Below are 16857 nucleotides of genomic sequence, written 5' to 3'. Positions count from 1 at the left end.
CCTGACCGGGCGGATCCCTGACCGTACGGACTCGCCGCCGCGGCCGCCCCGGCTCGCCCCGCCCCGCCGTCAGCAGGTCTCCAGCGCGGGCAGACCGGCGTCCGCCCAGCGCGCGCCGAAGCCGGTGACCGTCACCTCGCGCACATCGTCCTCATCGGCCTCCGGCGCCCCGTCCACGCCGCCCGGCGCGTCCGCGCCCACGGCGCGGCCGATGACCACATGCAGCCGGTCGTCGGACAGCTCCTCGACCTTGCCCTCGCCCCACTCCACGACCACCACCGACTCCGGCAGCGAGACATCGAGGTCCAGGTCCTCCATCTCGTCCAGCCCGCCGCCGAGCCGGTAGGCGTCGACATGCACCAGCGGGGGGCCGCCGGCCAGCGAGGGGTGCACCCGGGCGATGACGAAGGTCGGAGAGGTGACGGCGCCGCGCACGCCCAGGCCCTCGCCCAGGCCGCGGGTCAGCGTCGTCTTGCCGGCCCCCAGCTCACCGGTGAGCAGCACCAGGTCGCCGGGGCGCAGCAGCGGGGCCAGACGGCGGCCCAACTCCTGCATCTGTTCGGGGGACTTGACGGTAACGTGCGCCATCGCGCCGGTGGTGCTCATGCCGCAAATGGTACGTCCCGCCCGTCGCCCGTCCAGCCGCCACCCGCAAGCCTCAGGCCCGAGCGTGCCGGGAGCTGCGGGCCGCCGCGCCCGCCCGTTCCACCAGGGAGACCAGGTGATCGTTGACCAGCTCGGGCCGCTCCAGCATCACCAGATGCCCGGCGCCGGGGACACACACCAGCTCCGCGTCCGGCAGCACCTCGGCGATCGTCCGGCTGTGGTCGGCCGGGGTGATCAGGTCGTTCTCCCCGGCGAGCACCAGCGCGGGCACCGCGTCGTACGCGACCAGCGCCTCGGTCTTGTCATGCACCGCGAACGCCGGGAAGAACTCGGCGACCACATCGATCGGGGTCGCCTCGATCAGCCGCTCACCGAACCGTGCGATACCCGGGTCCACCTTCTCCGGCGTCCCGAACGAGTACCGCTTGATCAGCCCCGCGAACAGATCGGCGGTGGCCCGCCGCCCGCGCTCGACGATCTCGCTCTGCCAGCCCAGCGCCTTCAGCACGCCCGGCGCGAGCCAGTGGAACGCCTTGACGCCCATGGACGGCAGCCCGAAGCCGACCTCGCTGAGCCGGCCGGCGGACGTGCCGATCAGGGCCACCCCGACCACCCGCTCCGCGACGTACTCGGGGAACTGGTCGGCCAGCGCCATCACCGTCATCCCGCCCATGGAGTGCCCGACCAGCACGATCGGCCCCTCGGGCACCGCGGCGTCCAGCACCGCCTTCAGATCCCGGCCCAGCAGGTCGATGGTGACCGGTTCCGTACCGTCGATCTGGCCGTGGCCGCGCGAGGAGCGGCCGTGGCTGCGCTGGTCCCAGTGGACGGTGCGGACCGCGCCGCGCAGGGCGGAGCGCTGGAAGTGCCAGGAGTCCTGGCTGAGGCAGTAGCCGTGGCTGAAGACGACCGTGGGGGCCGCGCCGCGCCGCCCCAGCGCCGCCGACAGCCGCTTGCGCAGACCGCCCTGGGCCTCCTGCGCGGCCCGCGCCTCCTTGCCGCGCACCGGCTTGGCGGACCGGTCGGCCTTGCCGCCCTTGCCGTTCCTGGCCTTGCCGGTGTGGTCGTCCTTCTCCGGCCGGGCCGTCTCCACGCCCGGCTCGTCGACCTCGTAGTACAGCTCGGTGCCGTCCTCGGCGATCGCCGCGCCGGGTGTGCCGCGCAGCGTGCCGTAGGGACCGGCGGCGTCCAGCGCGAGCCGCGCGCGGCGGCGCATCCCGCGGCCGACCGTCATCCGCTCTATCGCCACCCCGGCCGCGGCACCCGCCGCGACCACGCCGATCGCCGCGCCGGCCACACCGGCGTGCCGTCCCGCCCGTGCCCAGTTACCGGCCGCCTCGACGGCCGTCTCGACCGCCTGCGCGGCGGCCTCCTGTCCCTCGGTCATGCCGTACCCCCCGTGAGCGCGCTGTCTCCTCCGGCCTCGCTCTGTATGCCGCTGTCCACATAGACGCGCGGGACGCGGGTTCCGATCCGTGTGACGATCTCGTAGCCGATGGTTCCGGCCACCCTGGCCCAGTCCTCCGCGGTCGGCTCACCGCGGTCCCCCGGGCCGAACAGCACCGCCGGATCGCCCGGCTCGGCGCTGTCCCCGCCCAGGTCGACCACGAACTGGTCCATCGCGATCCGCCCGGCGACCGTCCGCCACTTGCCCGCGACCAGCACCGGGCCGGTGCCGGAGGCGTGCCGCGGGATGCCGTCCGCATAGCCGAGGGGGATCAGCGCCAGGCTGGTCTCCCCGGGCGTCGTGTAGTGATGCCCGTACGACACGCCGTGGCCGCCCGGGACGCGCTTGACCGACGCGAGCGAGGCCTCCAGCGTCATCGCGGGCCGCAGCCCGAAGTCCTGGGAGGTGCCGACCTCGGGGCTGGGCGAGATGCCGTAGATGCCGATACCGGTGCGGACCAGGTCGAAGTGCGCCTCGGGGAGGGTCAGCAGCGCCGGGGTGTTGGCGATATGCCGTACCTCAGGGCGCAGCCCGGCCTTCTCCGCGGTCGCCAACGCTTCCTGGAAGGCGGTCAGCTGGGCGGCGATCGAGGGGTGTCCGGGCTCGTCGGCGCAGGCGAAGTGCGACCAGACGCCGGTGACCGTCAGCGCGCCCTCGGCCTCGGCGGCGCGGGCCGCGGCGGTCAGCTCCGGCCAGTCGGCGAGCGCGCAGCCGTTGCGGCCCAGCCCGGTGTCGATCTTGAGCTGGACCCGGGCGGTCCGGCCGCACGCCCGCGCCGCCTCGGTGACCTCGCGCAGCGCCCACATCCCGCTCACCGAGACCTCGATGTCCAGCTCGATGGCCCGGCGCCAGGGGCCGCCCGGTGTCCACAGCCAGCACAGCAGCCGCCCGGTGTCACCGGCCGCCCGCAGCGCGAACGCCTCCTCGGGCAGCGCCGTGCCCAGCCAGTCCGCACCGGCCTCACGGGCGGCGCGCCCACAGCGCACCGCTCCGTGTCCATAGCCGTCGGACTTGACCACGGCCATCAGCTCTGCCCGGGGTGCGCGGTCCCGCAGTGCACGGACATTCGACCGCACGGCGGCGAGGTCGATGGCGGCACGGGCGCGCTTCGCTGTCTCGTTCATCCCCCTCAGTGTCGCAGGCGGCGCCGCGGGGCCCCGGGGGACGGGCAAAAAAACCGTGCTCACACGCCGGGCTTCCGCCCCCAGACGTACACGGTGTCGCCCTTCCTCAGCACTTCCCACGCCCGCCGCGCGTCCGTCATGGTGAGGTTGACGCAGCCGTGCGAGCCGGCCCCGGAGAAGATGTCCTCGTAGACGCCGTGCAGCGCCTCCCCGCGGTCGAAGAACTGGGCGTACGGCATCCGCGTGCCGTAGAGGTTCGAGATATGGCGCCAGCGCCGCAGATAGATCCGGTACGAACCGGTGCGGGTCTCCATCGTCGGCGCACCGGACCGGATCGGCACCGGTTCGAGGATCACCCGTCCGCCCTGCTGGATCCACATCAGCTGCCGGTTCAGATCGACGCAGGCGGTCCGCTGGGTGAGGGTGGGGCAGTGACCGGCCCGGTTGGGGTTCTTCCTGGCCCGCGCCACCCGCACCATCGCGCCCGTGACCGGGCCCGCGAAGCCGGTCGCCGGCGCGATGCGGTGCGTCTGCTGGAAACGCCGGATCGCCCGGCAGTCCCCCGAGCTCTGCCGCCCGTCGACCTGCCGCCCCAGATAACGCTCCGCCTGCCGCTGGTAGGGCCCGGTGGCGGCACTGCACCGGGCCGCCCGGGTGGCGGCGGAGGCCACCTCGGACCGCGGCACGTACTCGATGCGCCGGGGCCGGACGGTCTCCCGTCGCGCGCGCGGAACCCCGGGAACCAGGTCGGGCAGTCGGTACGCGGCGGACGGGGCCATCACGGCCGCCGCGCGCGACGGCGCCACGGCCACCGCGGGCGGCCCGGCGACAACGAGGAGCGAGGCGCCGACCAGCAACGCCGAAAAGGTGCGTTTCATGCCCTCACGCATGCCGTGGGCGCATGGTCGTACAAGCCCACCGGACGCCAGGTTCGCCCTGGTGCCCGCACCGTTCCCCCGCGGGGCGTAATCCGCCGTCCCAGCTTCTGTCAGTCCGTCACATCGCGCCAGGCGGCGGGCAGATGGGCGGCGACGTCGGAGGCCAGGATCGGCGCGCCGGGCCGCCCGGCCGCGCGGCGGGCCGCCAGCCCGTGCAGATACGCCCCGACGGATCCGGCGTCCCGAGCCGCGAGCCCCGCGGCGAGCAGCGACCCGGTCACCCCCGACAGCACATCGCCGCTCCCGGCCGTCGCCAGCCAGCTCGTCCCGGTGGGGTTGACCCGTACGGGACCGTCCGCCGCCGCCACCAGCGTCGTCGAGCCCTTGAGCAGCACCGTGGCACCGTAGTGCGCCGCCAGTTCCCGTACGGAGGCCAGCCGCGCCGCCTCGACCTCCTCGCGCCCGCGTCCGAGCAGCGCGGCGGCCTCCCCGGCATGCGGCGTCAGCAGGGTCTCGGCGGTCCGCTCCCGGACCCGCTCCGGCGTCAGGAACCGCAGGCCGTCCGCGTCCACCAGCACCGGCACCTCCGCCGCCAGCACCTCCTCCAGCGCCGACGCCTCCTCCCCGATGCCGGGCCCGATCACCCATGCCTGCACCCGCCCCGCCTTGTCCGGCGGCCCGGGATGCACCAGCGTCTCCGGAAACTGCGTCAGCACCGCCTCGGCGGCCGGCCCGACATACCGCACGGCCCCCGCGCCGCCCCGCAGCGCACCCGCCACTGCGAGCACCGCCGCCCCCGGATAGCGCGCGGACCCGGCGACCACCCCGACCACGCCCCGCCGGTACTTGTCGCTCTCGGGCACCGGACGCGGCAGCAGCTCCGCCACGTCCGCGTGCTGCAACGCCTCCAGTTCGGCCTCCTGCGGCAGCGTGAGCCCGATGTCCACCAGCCGCAGCGCGCCCGCCCGCTCCCGCGCCGGATCGATCAGCAGCCCCGGCTTGTACGTACCGAACGTCACCGTCGCATCGGCCCGTACGGCGTCCCCGCGCACCTCACCGCTGTCCGCGTCCACGCCACTGGGCAGATCGACCGCCACCACCGGCGCCGACTCCCATGCCGCCCGCGCGAGTTGCGCGGCCTCCGGGCGCAGCCCGCCGCGCCCCCCGATCCCGACGATGCCGTCCACGACCAGATCGGCCCGCGCGATGTCCCGCAGCGCATCGACCGAAACCCGACCCCCGGCCGCCCGCAGCGCCGCCAGCCCGCCCTGATGGGCCCGCTCGGGCGACAGCGGCACCGCCACCACCCCGGCCCCCCGCCGGGCCAGCCGGGCCCCCGCGTACAGCGCGTCCCCGCCGTTGTCGCCGCTGCCCACCAGCAGCACCACCCGGCTGCCGTAGACCTTGCCCAGCAACTCCCCACAGGCCACGGCCAGTCCGGCCGCCGCCCGCTGCATCAGGGCCCCTTCGGGCAACCGGGCCATCAGCTCCCGCTCCGCGGCCCGTACGGTCTCCACGCTGTAGGCAGTCCTCATACCGCCAAGTCTGGCCCCTCAGCCGCCGGGTGCGGGGGATTTCCCCCCGCCCCGAAGACGGCGCCCGCCAAGCGCCCGCTGGATCAGGCACCAACCGGGCCTCACCCCTCCGCGATCACCACCGCGGACGCCACCCCCGCGTCATGGCTCATCGACACATGCCACGACCGGACCCCGAGCTGCACCGCCCGCGCCTCGACCGTCCCGCGCACCCGCAGCCGCGGCTGCCCGCTGTCCTCGACGTACACCTCGGCATCGGTCCAGTGCAGCCCGGCCGGTGCGCCGAGCGCCTTGGCCAGCGCCTCCTTGGCGGCGAACCGCGCCGCCAGGGAAGCGATGCCGCGCCGCTCACCGCTCGGCAATATCAGCTCTTCCTCGATGAACAGCCGCTTCGCCAGCTCCGGCGTACGCTCCAGCGCCGCGCCGAAGCGGTCGATCTCGGCGACATCGATCCCGACCCCGATGATCACTCCACCGTCACCGACTTGGCGAGGTTGCGCGGCTGGTCGACCTCGTTGCCGCGGGCGGTGGCCAGTTCACAGGCGAAGACCTGCAACGGGACGGTGGAGACCAGCGGCTGCAGCAGCACCGGTGTCCGCGGAATCCGTACGAGATGGTCGGCGTAGGGCACCACCGTCTCGTCGCCCTCCTCCGCGATCACGATGGTCCGCGCCCCCCGGGCCCGGATCTCCTGAATATTCGACACGATCTTGTCGTGCAGCACCGACCGGCCCCGCGGCGACGGCACGACCACGACAACCGGCAGATCGTCCTCGATCAACGCGATCGGCCCGTGCTTGAGCTCCCCGGCCGCAAAGCCCTCCGCGTGCATATACGCCAGCTCCTTGAGCTTCAGCGCACCCTCCAGCGCCACCGGATAGCCCACATGCCGCCCGAGGAACAGCACCGTGTTCTTGTCGGCGAGCGAACGCGCCAGCTCCCGTACCGGCTCCATCGTGTCCAGCACCTGCTCGACCTGGGTGCCGATCGCCGCCAGTTCGCGCACCACGTCCCGGATCTCGTCGCCCCACTTCGTGCCCCGCACCTGCGCGACGTACAGCGCCACCAGATAGCAGGCCACCAGCTGGGTCAGAAACGCCTTGGTGGAGGCCACCGCCACCTCGGGCCCGGCGTGCGTGTACAGCACCGCGTCCGACTCGCGCGGGATGGTCGACCCGTTCGTATTGCAGATGGCGAGCACCTTCGCGCCCTGCTCCCGCGCATGCCGCAGCGCCATCAGGGTGTCCATCGTCTCGCCGGACTGGCTGATCGCGATCACCAGCGTGTGCCGGTCCAGGATCGGATCGCGATAGCGGAACTCGCTCGCCAGCTCCGTCTCGCAGGGGATCCGCGTCCAGTGCTCGATCGCGTACTTGGCGATCATCCCCGCGTGGTACGCCGTCCCGCACGCCACGATGACGACCTTGTCGACCTCCCGCAGCACCGCGGGCGGAATCCGCAGCTCATCCAGGGACAGCACCCCCGACGCGTCGATCCGCCCCAGCAGCGTGTCCGCAACGGCCTTCGGCTGCTCGGCGATCTCCTTCAGCATGAAGTAGTCGTAGCCGCCCTTCTCGGCGGCCGACGCGTCCCAGTCGACGTGGTACTCCCGCACCTCGGCAGGCGCCCCGTCGAAGTCCGTCACCGTCACCGACTCCCGGCGCAGCTCCACCACCTGGTCCTGCCCCAGCTCCACCGCCTCCCGCGTATGCGCGATGAACGCCGCCACGTCCGACGCGAGAAACGCCTCACCGTCCCCCACGCCCACCACCAGCGGCGAGTTACGGCGCGCCCCCACCACCACATCCGGCTCATCGGCATGCACCGCGACCAGCGTGAACGCCCCCTCCAGCCGCCGGCACACCTGCCGCATCGCCTCGGCCAGCTCCCCGCACGACGAGTAAGCCTCGGCGAGCAGATGCGCCACGACCTCGGTGTCCGTCTCCGACGCCAACTCATGGCCCCGGTCGGTCAGTTCGGCACGCAGCCCGGCAAAGTTCTCGATGATCCCGTTGTGCACCACCGAGACCCGCCCGGCGTTGTCCAGATGGGGATGCGCGTTCTCATCGGTGGGCCCGCCATGCGTCGCCCATCGCGTGTGCCCGATCCCCGTCGCCCCGGCCGGCAACGGACGGTCCGCCAGCTCCTTCTCCAGATTGGCGAGTTTCCCCGCCTTCTTGGCCGCCGCCAGCCCCCCGTCCGCCAGCACGGCCACCCCCGCCGAGTCATACCCGCGGTACTCCAGCCGCTTCAGCCCGGCCAGGACGACGTCAAGGGCGCTCTGCCCGCCCACATATCCCACGATTCCGCACATGGGGGCAGGGTACGCCGGGGGTCTGAGCGACCGGCGGCGGCATGTACCGGCGAGTCACCGATCCGGAAGGAGGCCCCCCGCAGCGACCTCAATACCCCCGCGCTATCCGCCGATGCGCCTCCTGCACCGTCTCCAGGAACTCCTCGTCCGCCTCCGCGTCCGCGCCCGGACCGGTGCCCGGTTCGTAGTGTTCCAGGACCTCGGCGAGGTCCTCGCCCAGGTCCTCGTCCGGTAGTTCCTCGGTCAGCTCGGCGTACACCTGGGCGGCGAAACCGTCCGCCCCGTCGTGGTCCGCGCCGGCGTCTGTCCCCCACGGCCGCTGTCGCAGCAGACCGGCCTTACGCGTGCGCACCCGCACCCCCTGATTCGTCCAGGGCCCCGAGCCGGGCCCTCCCCGTCACCGACGGTACCGGGCAAAATCCGTGGGGTACAGACGCCCCTGCCGAGAAGCACCCGAGCCGGGCGCGACAGCGACGAGACCGCGCCGGGCGGGCCACCCGGAGGTGAAGGGCGGGTGGCGGCTGCGCACAATGGGCGCGTGCCCCTGACGACCGATCCGCAGCAACGACGCCGCGCCGACAGCTCCCCATACGTCGATCTGACGCGCGCGCAGTGGAGCGCCCTGCGGGAGAAGACTCCGCTGCCCCTGACGGCCGACGAGGTCGAACAGCTGCGGGGGCTGGGCGATGTCATCGACCTCGACGAGGTGCGCGATGTCTATCTCCCGCTGTCCCGGCTCCTCAACCTCTATGTCGGCGCCAGCAGCAATCTGCGCGGTGCGCTCAACACCTTCCTCGGCGACGTGGGCAGCGGCCCCCAGCCCGGCACCCCGTTCGTCATCGGGGTCGCGGGCAGCGTGGCGGTCGGGAAGTCCACCACGGCCCGGCTGCTGCAGGCGCTGCTGGCCCGCTGGCCCGAGCATCCGCGCGTCGAGCTGGTCACCACCGACGGCTTCCTCTTCCCCAACGCCGAGCTGCACCGGCGCGGTCTGATGTCCCGTAAGGGCTTCCCGGAGTCCTACGACCGGCGGGCGCTGACCCGCTTCGTCGCGGACGTGAAATCCGGCAAGGCCGAGGTCACCGCACCGGTCTACTCCCACCTGATCTACGACATCGTGCCGGGCGAGCAGCTGACCGTGCAGCGCCCGGACATCCTCATCGTCGAGGGCCTGAACGTGCTCCAGCCGGCGCTGCCCGGCAAGGACGGCCGCACCCGGCTCGGGCTCGCCGACTTCTTCGACTTCTCCGTCTACGTCGACGCCCGTACCGAGGACATCGAGAAGTGGTACCTGGGCCGCTTCCGCAAGCTGCGCCAGACGGCCTTCCAGAACCCGTTCTCGTACTTCCGCAAGTACACCCAGGTCTCCGAGGACGAGGCCCTCGACTACGCCCGGATGATCTGGCGCACCGTCAACAAGCCCAATCTGCAACAGAACGTCGCCCCGACCCGCGGCCGCGCCAACCTGGTGCTCCGCAAGGGGCCGGACCACAAGGTGCAACGGCTGTCGTTGCGCAAGCTCTGAGGAGTGCGAAGCCCGTGCTGCATCTGCGCCTGCTCGTCCCCGCGGACCGTACGGACGAGGTGCTCCAGCTGCTGGAGAAGACCGTCGGGACGACCCACCTCGTGGTGCTGAGCGGGGCCTCCCGTGATCCGGTCGGCGATGTGGTGATGTGCGATGTCGCCCGGGAGGCGGGGGACGGACTGCTGGCGCGGCTGCGGGAGATGGGTCTCGACCGGACCGGTTCGATCGCGATCGAGCACATCGATCTGTCGCTGTCCCGGCGGGCCGACCGGGCGGCGGACGAGGCGCCCGGCGAGGGCGCGGACGCCGTGCTCTGGGAGTCGCTGACCGACGCCACCCACGAGGAGTCGACGCTCTCGGCCACCTACCTCGCGTTCCTGTCCCTGGCGACGATGATCGCGGCCTGCGGTGTGGTCCTGGACAACGCCATTCTGATCGTCGGCGCGATGGCGGTCGGCCCCGAGTTCGGCCCGCTGGCGGGTATCTCCACGGCCCTGGTCCGGCGCGCCCCGCGGCTGGCCTGGCGCTCACTGCTGGCGCTGGTCGTCGGCTTCGCCGTGGCGATGGTGCTGACCTGCGGCTTCAGCTACTTCATGGACGCGGTGGGGCTGTTCACCGAGAACCGGGTCGAGGGCCCGCGGCCCAATACGTCGTTCATCTGGCAGCCGGACTGGATGTCGTTCGTGGTGGCCTTCCTCGCCGGGGTCGCCGGCACCCTCTCGCTGACCTCGGCGAAGTCCGGCGCCCTGGTGGGCGTGGCCATCTCCGTGACGACCGTCCCCGCCGCCGCCAACGCCGCCGTCGCCTTCACCTACGGCGACTACGCGCAGACCTGGGGCTCCTCCACCCAGCTCGTGCTGAACCTCGCGGGCATCGTGATCGCCGGCACCCTCACCCTGGCCACCCAGAAGCTGCTGTGGGCCCGGCACGGCACGCTCCCGGCCGCCCGCTGACGACAGAGGCGCCCGCAACGGGAAACGGCCTCGCCCCGGAGCGGCAAAGTGCCACCCAGGGGCGAGGCCGGAGAATCCGCAGAACCGCGCCACGCTCCGCCGCCTCAACGGCGGCCGCGGCGCCCGCCCACGCCACTCACCCCAGCGCCGACTTCACCGCGTCCGCCAGCCGCTCGGCCACCGCCCGCGCCTGCTCGATGTCCGCGGCCTCCACCATCACCCGCACCAGCGGCTCCGTACCGGACGGCCGCAGCAGCACCCGCCCGGTGGCGCCCAGCTCCCGCTCCGCCTCGGCGACCGCCGCGGTCACCTCGGGCGAGGTGGCCACCCGGGACTTGTCGACGTCGGGGACGTTGATCAGGATCTGCGGCAGCCGCTCCATGACGCCCGCCAGCTCGGCCAGCGGCTTACCGGTCGTGGCGACCCGGGCGGCCAGCATCAGACCGGTCAGCGTGCCGTCACCGGTGGTGGCGTGGTCCAGCACGATGACGTGCCCGGACTGCTCACCGCCCAGCGCGAAGCCGTGCGCCTTCATCTCCTCCAGCACGTAGCGGTCGCCGACCGCGGTCTGTACGAGGTCGATGCCCGCGCCCTCCATGGCCAGCTTGAAGCCGAGGTTCGACATCACGGTGGCGACGACGGTGTTCTTGCGCAGCGTGCCCGCCTCGCGCATCCCGAGCGCCAGGACGGCCAGGATCTGGTCGCCGTCGATCTCGTTGCCCGCGCTGTCCACGGCCAGGCAGCGGTCCGCGTCACCGTCGTGGGCGACACCCAGGTCGGCGCCGTGCTCGACGACGGCGGCGCGCAGCAGCTCCAGGTGGGTGGAGCCGCAGCCGTCGTTGATGTTCAGGCCGTCGGGGTCGGTGCCGATCGTGATGACCTCGGCACCGGCCCGCGCGAACGCCTCGGGCGAGACCCGCGCCGCCGCGCCGTGTGCGCCATCGATGACGATCTTCAGCCCGTCCAGACGGTTGGGCAGTACGCCGACGAGGTGCGCGACATAGTTGTCGAAGCCCTCGTCGTAGACGGTGACCCGGCCCACCCCGGCGCCGGTCGGCCGCTCCCAGGGCTCGCCGGAGCTGTGCGCCCGGTAGGTCTGCTCGATACGGTCCTCCAGCTCGTCGGCGAGCTTGTGACCGCCGCGGGCGAAGAACTTGATGCCGTTGTCGGGCATCGGGTTGTGGCTGGCGGAGAGCATCACGCCGAGGTCCGCGCCGAGCGAGCCGGTCAGATACGCGACCGCCGGGGTCGGGAGCACCCCCACCCGCAGCACGTCCACACCGGCGCTGGCCAGGCCCGCGACGACCGCGGCCTCCAGGAACTCACCGGACGCGCGTGGATCGCGTCCGACCACCGCCACCGGCCGGTGCCCCTCGAAGGTGCCCGCTTCCGCGAGCACATGCGCCGCAGCGACCGACAGACCGAGCGCCAGCTCCGCCGTCAGATCCGCATTGGCGACGCCGCGCACACCGTCCGTGCCGAAGAGTCGTCCCACTGGTGTCCTCCGAGTAGATGAGCTTGGACCAGAGCATTAAGTCCAGGTATACGCCCCTGGTCCCGGATAGCCGAACGCCCCGGCAGCACGGAGGTGCCACCGGGGCGTTCGCCAAGATGCTGCACGGTGCAGCGCGCGATTAGCGCTTGCTGTACTGCGGCGCCTTGCGGGCCTTCTTCAGACCGGCCTTCTTGCGCTCGACCGCACGGTCGTCACGCTTGAGGAACCCGGCCTTCTTCAGCGCGCCGCGGTTGTTGTCCACGTCCGCCTCGTTCAGCGCACGGGCCACACCCAGGCGCAGCGCACCGGCCTGGCCGGAGATGCCGCCGCCGGAGATGCGGGCGACAACGTCGTAACGGTTGTCGAGCTCCAGCACCTTGAAGGGCTCGTTGACTTCCTGCTGGTGCACCTTGTTGGGGAAGTACCCCTCAAGGGTGCGACCGTTGATCTTCCACTGACCGGTGCCCGGAACGATCCGGACGCGGGCGATGGCGTTCTTGCGACGGCCCAGGCCGGCCGCCGGCTGCGGGTCGCCGAAACGGGACGCGAGGGACTCGGAGGTGTACTCCGACTCCACGACCTCGGTCTCGGTGGTGTATTCCTCGACCTCGACCTCGTCCAGCGGGGTCTCGGGGGTGGTCTCAGCCACGATGCTCCTTGAGAATTCTCTGTCGTCTTAGGGGGTGGCCGGACTTACTGCGCGACCTGGGTGATCTCGAACGGGACCGGCTGCTGCGCAGCGTGCGGGTGCTGGGCGCCCGCGTAGACCTTCAGCTTCGAGAGCATCTGACGGCCGAGGGTGTTCTTGGGGAGCATGCCCTTGATGGCCTTCTCGACGGCCTTCTCGGGGTTCTTCTCCAGCAGCTCGTCGTAGCGGACGGAGCGCAGACCGCCCGGGAAGCCCGAGTGGCGGTAGGCCATCTTCTGGGTCCGCTTGTTGCCGGACAGGTGCACCTTGTCGGCGTTGACGATGATGACGAAGTCACCGGTGTCAACGTGCGGCGCGTAGACCGGCTTGTGCTTGCCCCGGAGGAGGGACGCGGCCTGGGTGGCCAGACGGCCCAGGACAACGTCCTGCGCGTCAATGATGTGCCACTGGCGCTGGACATCGCCGGGCTTGGGGCTGAACGTACGCACGTCTTAGCCTTCGCTTCTTAAGTGAATGGGTCCTGTACTGGTCGCCGTGGCTGATCCCGCAGCAGGGCGGCACTACGGGTGACGCAACCCGATCGTCCGCCGCTGGTTATCGGCCCAGGGACCGGCGTAAGGGCCCCTCACGTGAGATAGAGCAAGCCAATACGCATAACGAACCAGCAGAATACCGGGCCGTCCCCAGCGGGGTCAAAACGCGCCCCGAACCGGCGTGCGGTATCCGCCCCGGGCGGCCGGACGGCCCGGGGCGCGCCTGCCGGGGCGGGCGCCCCGTACGGCTTCCCCCTACCGCTTCCGCTCCACCCGCCGCTCGTCCCACACCGGCTCCGCCGTCTCCCGCACCATCCCGTCCGAGCCGAAGACCAGAAACCGGTCGAAGGACTTCGCGAACCACCGGTCGTGGGTGACCGCGATCACCGTCCCCTCGTACGCCTCCAGCCCCTCCTGGAGCGCCTCCGCCGACTCCAGGTCCAGGTTGTCGGTCGGCTCGTCGAGCAGCAGGGCGGTCGTGCCGGCCAGCTCCAGCAGCAGGATCTGGAAGCGGGCCTGCTGACCGCCGGAGAGCCGCTCGAAGCGCTGCTCGGCCTGCTTCTCCAGCTCATAGCGGCGCAGCGCCGACATGGCCTGGCCCTTGTCCTTCGCGTGCTCGGTCCACAGGACATCGAGCAGGGTGCGGCCCAGCAGCTCCGGGTGGGCATGGGTCTGCGCGAAGTGGCCGGGGACGACGCGGGCGCCCAGCTTCCAGGCGCCGGTGTGCGCGACGGGGTTCGCGGACGTGTCGGCGTCCCCGGCCAGCAGCCGCAGGAAGTGCGACTTGCCGGAGCCGTTGGAGCCCAGGACCGCGACCCGCTCGCCGTAGAAGATCTCCAGCGAGAAGGGCTTCATCAGGCCCGTCAGCTCCAGGTTTTCGCAGGTCACCGCCCGTACGCCGGTGCGCCCGCCGCGCAGCCGCATGGTGATCTCCTGCTCCCGCGGCGGCTCCGGCGGCGGCCCGGCCTCCTCGAACTTCCGCAGCCGGGTCTGCGCCGCCTGGTAGCGGGAGGCCAGACCGTCGTTGAAGGCCGCCTTGTTCTTCAGCGTGTTCACCAGCTGCTTGAGCTGGGCGTGCTTCTCGTCCCAGCGCCGCCGCAGCTCCTCGAAACGGGCGAAGCGCTCCTTGCGGGCCTCGTGATAGGTGCCGAACCCGCCGCCGTGCACCCAGACGTCCGAGCCCGCCGGGCCCGGCTCGACGCTGACGATCTTCTCCGCGGAGCGGGCCAGCAGCTCCCGGTCGTGCGAGACGAACAGCACCGTCTTGCCCGTCTGCCGCAGCTGCTCCTCCAGCCACCGCTTGCCCGGCACGTCCAGATAGTTGTCCGGCTCGTCCAGCAGCAGCACCTCGTCCGTGCCGCGCAGCAGCGACTCCAGCACCAGCCGCTTCTGCTCACCGCCGGACAGCGTGCGCACCTTCCGCCACTGCGCCTTCTCGTACGGCATCCCCAGCGCCGCCGTCGTGCAGATGTCCCAGGCCGTCTCGGCCTCGTAGCCGCGGGCCTCGGCCCAGTCGCTGAGCGCCTGGGCATAGGCCATCTGCGCGGCCTCGTCGTCGCCCTCGGCGGTCATCATCGCCAGCTCCGCGGCGTCCACCGCGGCCGCCGCCTCCCTGATCCGCGGCTGCGCCACCGAAACCAGCAGGTCACGCACCGTGCGCTCGTCCCGTACGGACCCCACGAACTGCGGCATCACCCCCAGCCCGCCGCTGACCGTCACCGCCCCGCCGTGCGGCTCCAGCTCCCCCGCGATCAGCCGCAGCAGCGTCGTCTTGCCGGCCCCGTTGGCCCCCACCAGCGCGACCGACGCGCCCTCCCCCACCCGGAAGGACACATCCCCCAGCAGGACCCTCCCGTCCGGCAGGTAGTACTCCAGATGTCCGGCCTCAAGATGTCCCATGAGCGGGATTGTGACCGGCCGCCAAGCGTTCCACCAACCGGTTTAGGATGCGCGGCATGAGCTTTGGGCAAGGCGGGCCGTTCGACGGCCCCGGGGGTTCTTCGTCGTCCACACCGGACTGGGGCGCACTCGCCGAGGAGAGTGAGGCACAGGCCCGCCGCAAACGCTGGATGTGGATCGGCGGCGGCGTGCTGGCGGCCCTCGCGGTGGCCGGCATCGTCACCGCCGCTGTCATGACCGGCGGGTCGAAGGGCGGCAAGCCGACGGCGGCGCCCACCGCCTCCGAGGAAGCGGTGCCGGACGACAAGCCGTCCTTCCCGGACGTCTCCGTCCCGCCCCCGCCCAACCCGCGGGACTACATCACCGACCCCAAGAAGGACAAGGCGCCGCTGACGCCCGCCACCCTCTTCCCGCAGAAGAGCATGGTCGTCGGCGAGCACAGCTATCCGCGCACCAAGACGGCCACCTCCAAGGACTGCACCGCCGCCGCCCAGGGCCCGCTGGTCTCCTCGCTGTCCCACAACGGCTGCCGGAAGCTGCTGCGCGCCACATACGCCAAGGGCGGCGTCGCGGTCACCCTCGGCATCGCGGTCTTCGACTCGCCCGCCCAGGCCGCCAAGGTCATGAACGAGAACAAGGCCAACCTCATGCCGCTGCCCGGCGGCGGTGTCCCCTCGGACTTCTGCCAGGGCACGAAGTGCCGGATGGCGACCAACGCCACCGGCCGCTACGCCTACTTCACCATCGCCGGCTACCTCAACGGCAAGGACGTCACCGGCACCGAGACCAAGGCCCGGCAGATCGCCCGGGACGGCGGTGCCTACGCCTTCAGCCAGATCACCCAGCGCGGCAAGGACCAGGCCGCGAAGGCCGCCGAGCAGCAGCTCAAGGAAGCCCGGGAGAAGGCCGGCCAGTCCTGACCCGGCCAGTCTTGACGTCCCCGGTGGCGCCGCCCTTCCGACGGCGCCGCCACCGGGCTCTCGGGCCGCCGCTTCAGCAGCAGCCGCCCGCCGGCAGCGTCCGCTTGTTCCGCGCCTCCTGGTTACGCGCCATCAGCAGCTCGTCGGCCGGATAACCGACCTCCTCCAGCGTCAGCCCATGGGGCCGTACGACATGCACGGCGGAGTCCCGCACCCCGGCGGCCAGCACCTTGCCGGGCCACTCCACCGGCCGGTGCCCGTCCCCGACGAACAGCATCGCCCCCACCAGCGACCGCACCATGTTGTGGCAGAAGGCATCCGCCCGCACGGTCGCCGTGATGATCCCGTCAGCGCCCCGCACCCAGCTCAGCTCCTGGAGCGTACGGATCGTCGTCGCGCCCTCCCGCCGCTTGCAGTACGCCGCGAAGTCGTGCTCACCCAGCAGCGGCCGGGACGCCTCGTTCATCGCCGCGACGTCCAGCTCCCAGTCGTGCCACAGCACATGGCCGCGCAACAGCGGATCCACCCCGCTGTGGTGATCGGTCACCCGGTACGCGTACCGCCGCCAGATCGCCGAGAACCGCGCATTGAAGCCGTACGGCGCCTCGTCGAGCCGCCACACCCGGACATCCTTCGGCAGCCGCCCGGCCAGCCGCCGCAACAGCTTGTCCCGGTGCTCCGCCCACAGCTCCGCGGGCAGATCCACATGCGCCACCTGGCCCCGCGCGTGCACCCCCGCATCCGTCCGCCCGGCGACGGTGAGCTCATAGGTCTCCGCGGACCGCGTCACCGTCCGCAGCGCGTCCTCGATCTCCCCCTGGACGGTCCGCCGCCCGCCGGCCTGCTTCGCCCACCCGGAGAAGTCCTTTCCGTCGTAGGAAAGGTTCATCCGCACCCGGACAAAGCCCGGCTTCACTTCGTCACTCACACCGCAATCCTCTCAACCCCGCGCGGCACGGCCCGCACCCACATACGAAGAGCG

The 16857-nt window shown here is 72.1% G+C and carries 16 protein-coding genes; 3 read left to right on the top strand and 13 right to left on the bottom strand.

Going from position 1 to position 16857, the window contains the following annotated elements:
* Positions 1 to 69: 69 nt before the first annotated feature.
* From tsaE to STRTU_RS20145, 8 genes are all read right to left on the bottom strand, one after another.
* Entirely contained in the window at positions 70 to 606 is a 537-nt protein-coding gene (gene tsaE / locus STRTU_RS20180) for a tRNA (adenosine(37)-N6)-threonylcarbamoyltransferase complex ATPase subunit type 1 TsaE (protein WP_159744887.1), read from the bottom strand.
* A 52-nt stretch (positions 607 to 658) separates the two neighbouring features.
* A complete protein-coding gene (locus STRTU_RS20175) occupies positions 659 to 1993 on the bottom strand; it encodes an alpha/beta fold hydrolase (protein WP_159744886.1) in 1335 nt (444 codons plus the stop codon).
* Positions 1990 to 3177: an alanine racemase gene (gene alr / locus STRTU_RS20170; RefSeq protein WP_159744885.1), complete on the bottom strand. Its 1188-nt coding sequence runs from the start codon at positions 3175 to 3177 to the stop codon at positions 1990 to 1992. Before alr ends, STRTU_RS20175 begins: the two co-directional genes overlap by 4 nt.
* 59 nt (positions 3178 to 3236) lie before the next feature.
* Positions 3237 to 4055, bottom strand: coding sequence for a L,D-transpeptidase (locus tag STRTU_RS20165; RefSeq protein WP_159744884.1), 819 nt, complete (start codon positions 4053 to 4055; stop codon positions 3237 to 3239).
* 110 nt (positions 4056 to 4165) lie between these two features.
* A complete protein-coding gene (locus tag STRTU_RS20160; protein WP_159744883.1) occupies positions 4166 to 5590 on the bottom strand; it encodes an NAD(P)H-hydrate dehydratase in 1425 nt (474 codons plus the stop codon).
* A 101-nt stretch (positions 5591 to 5691) separates the two neighbouring features.
* Positions 5692 to 6060 carry a holo-ACP synthase gene (locus tag STRTU_RS20155; RefSeq protein ID WP_159744882.1) on the bottom strand — a complete coding sequence of 123 codons (369 nt, stop codon included), beginning with the start codon at positions 6058 to 6060 and terminating at the stop codon, positions 5692 to 5694.
* Positions 6057 to 7904: a glutamine--fructose-6-phosphate transaminase (isomerizing) gene (gene glmS / locus STRTU_RS20150; RefSeq protein ID WP_159744881.1), complete on the bottom strand. Its 1848-nt coding sequence runs from the start codon at positions 7902 to 7904 to the stop codon at positions 6057 to 6059. Before glmS ends, STRTU_RS20155 begins: the two co-directional genes overlap by 4 nt.
* 88 nt (positions 7905 to 7992) lie before the next feature.
* The gene (locus tag STRTU_RS20145; RefSeq protein WP_246240860.1) at positions 7993 to 8256 is read right to left on the bottom strand and encodes a hypothetical protein; all 264 of its coding nucleotides are present in this window, start codon (positions 8254 to 8256) and stop codon (positions 7993 to 7995) included.
* A gap of 186 nt (positions 8257 to 8442) precedes the next feature.
* On the opposite strand from STRTU_RS20145, the gene coaA reads away from it, so the two are divergent.
* On the top strand, positions 8443 to 9426 hold the full coding sequence (gene coaA / locus STRTU_RS20140; protein ID WP_159744879.1) for a type I pantothenate kinase: 984 nt from the start codon (positions 8443 to 8445) through the stop codon (positions 9424 to 9426).
* Positions 9427 to 9440: 14 nt separating this feature from the next.
* Positions 9441 to 10379 carry a DUF389 domain-containing protein gene (locus STRTU_RS20135; protein WP_159744878.1) on the top strand — a complete coding sequence of 313 codons (939 nt, stop codon included), beginning with the start codon at positions 9441 to 9443 and terminating at the stop codon, positions 10377 to 10379.
* A gap of 136 nt (positions 10380 to 10515) precedes the next feature.
* Here STRTU_RS20135 and glmM read toward each other — a convergent pair whose 3' ends face one another.
* The 4 genes from glmM to STRTU_RS20115 all read right to left on the bottom strand — a co-directional run bounded on the left by glmM (position 10516) and on the right by STRTU_RS20115 (position 14955).
* On the bottom strand, positions 10516 to 11874 hold the full coding sequence (gene glmM / locus STRTU_RS20130) for a phosphoglucosamine mutase (protein WP_159744877.1): 1359 nt from the start codon (positions 11872 to 11874) through the stop codon (positions 10516 to 10518).
* Between the two features lie 139 nt (positions 11875 to 12013).
* On the bottom strand, positions 12014 to 12523 hold the full coding sequence (rpsI, locus tag STRTU_RS20125; protein ID WP_159744876.1) for a 30S ribosomal protein S9: 510 nt from the start codon (positions 12521 to 12523) through the stop codon (positions 12014 to 12016).
* A gap of 44 nt (positions 12524 to 12567) precedes the next feature.
* Entirely contained in the window at positions 12568 to 13011 is a 444-nt protein-coding gene (gene rplM / locus STRTU_RS20120; RefSeq protein WP_159744875.1) for a 50S ribosomal protein L13, read from the bottom strand.
* A gap of 300 nt (positions 13012 to 13311) precedes the next feature.
* Positions 13312 to 14955, bottom strand: a complete 1644-nt coding sequence (locus STRTU_RS20115) for an ABC-F family ATP-binding cassette domain-containing protein (protein WP_174878899.1) — start codon at positions 14953 to 14955, stop codon at positions 13312 to 13314.
* A 56-nt stretch (positions 14956 to 15011) separates the two neighbouring features.
* Between STRTU_RS20115 and STRTU_RS20110 the strand changes: the two genes are divergently transcribed.
* Positions 15012 to 15875, top strand: a complete 864-nt coding sequence (locus STRTU_RS20110) for a hypothetical protein (protein ID WP_159744874.1) — start codon at positions 15012 to 15014, stop codon at positions 15873 to 15875.
* 73 nt (positions 15876 to 15948) lie between these two features.
* Here the strand turns inward: STRTU_RS20110 and truA are convergent, their stop codons facing one another.
* Complete coding sequence (truA, locus tag STRTU_RS20105) at positions 15949 to 16803, bottom strand: tRNA pseudouridine(38-40) synthase TruA (RefSeq protein ID WP_159744873.1); 855 nt, start codon at positions 16801 to 16803, stop codon at positions 15949 to 15951.
* Positions 16804 to 16857: the final 54 nt, after the last annotated feature.

Source organism: Streptomyces tubercidicus (assembly GCF_027497495.1).
Lineage (GTDB): Bacteria > Actinomycetota > Actinomycetes > Streptomycetales > Streptomycetaceae > Streptomyces > Streptomyces tubercidicus.
Note: the sequence above shows the minus strand (reverse complement) of the source record. Positions and strands in the feature narration are given on the sequence as shown.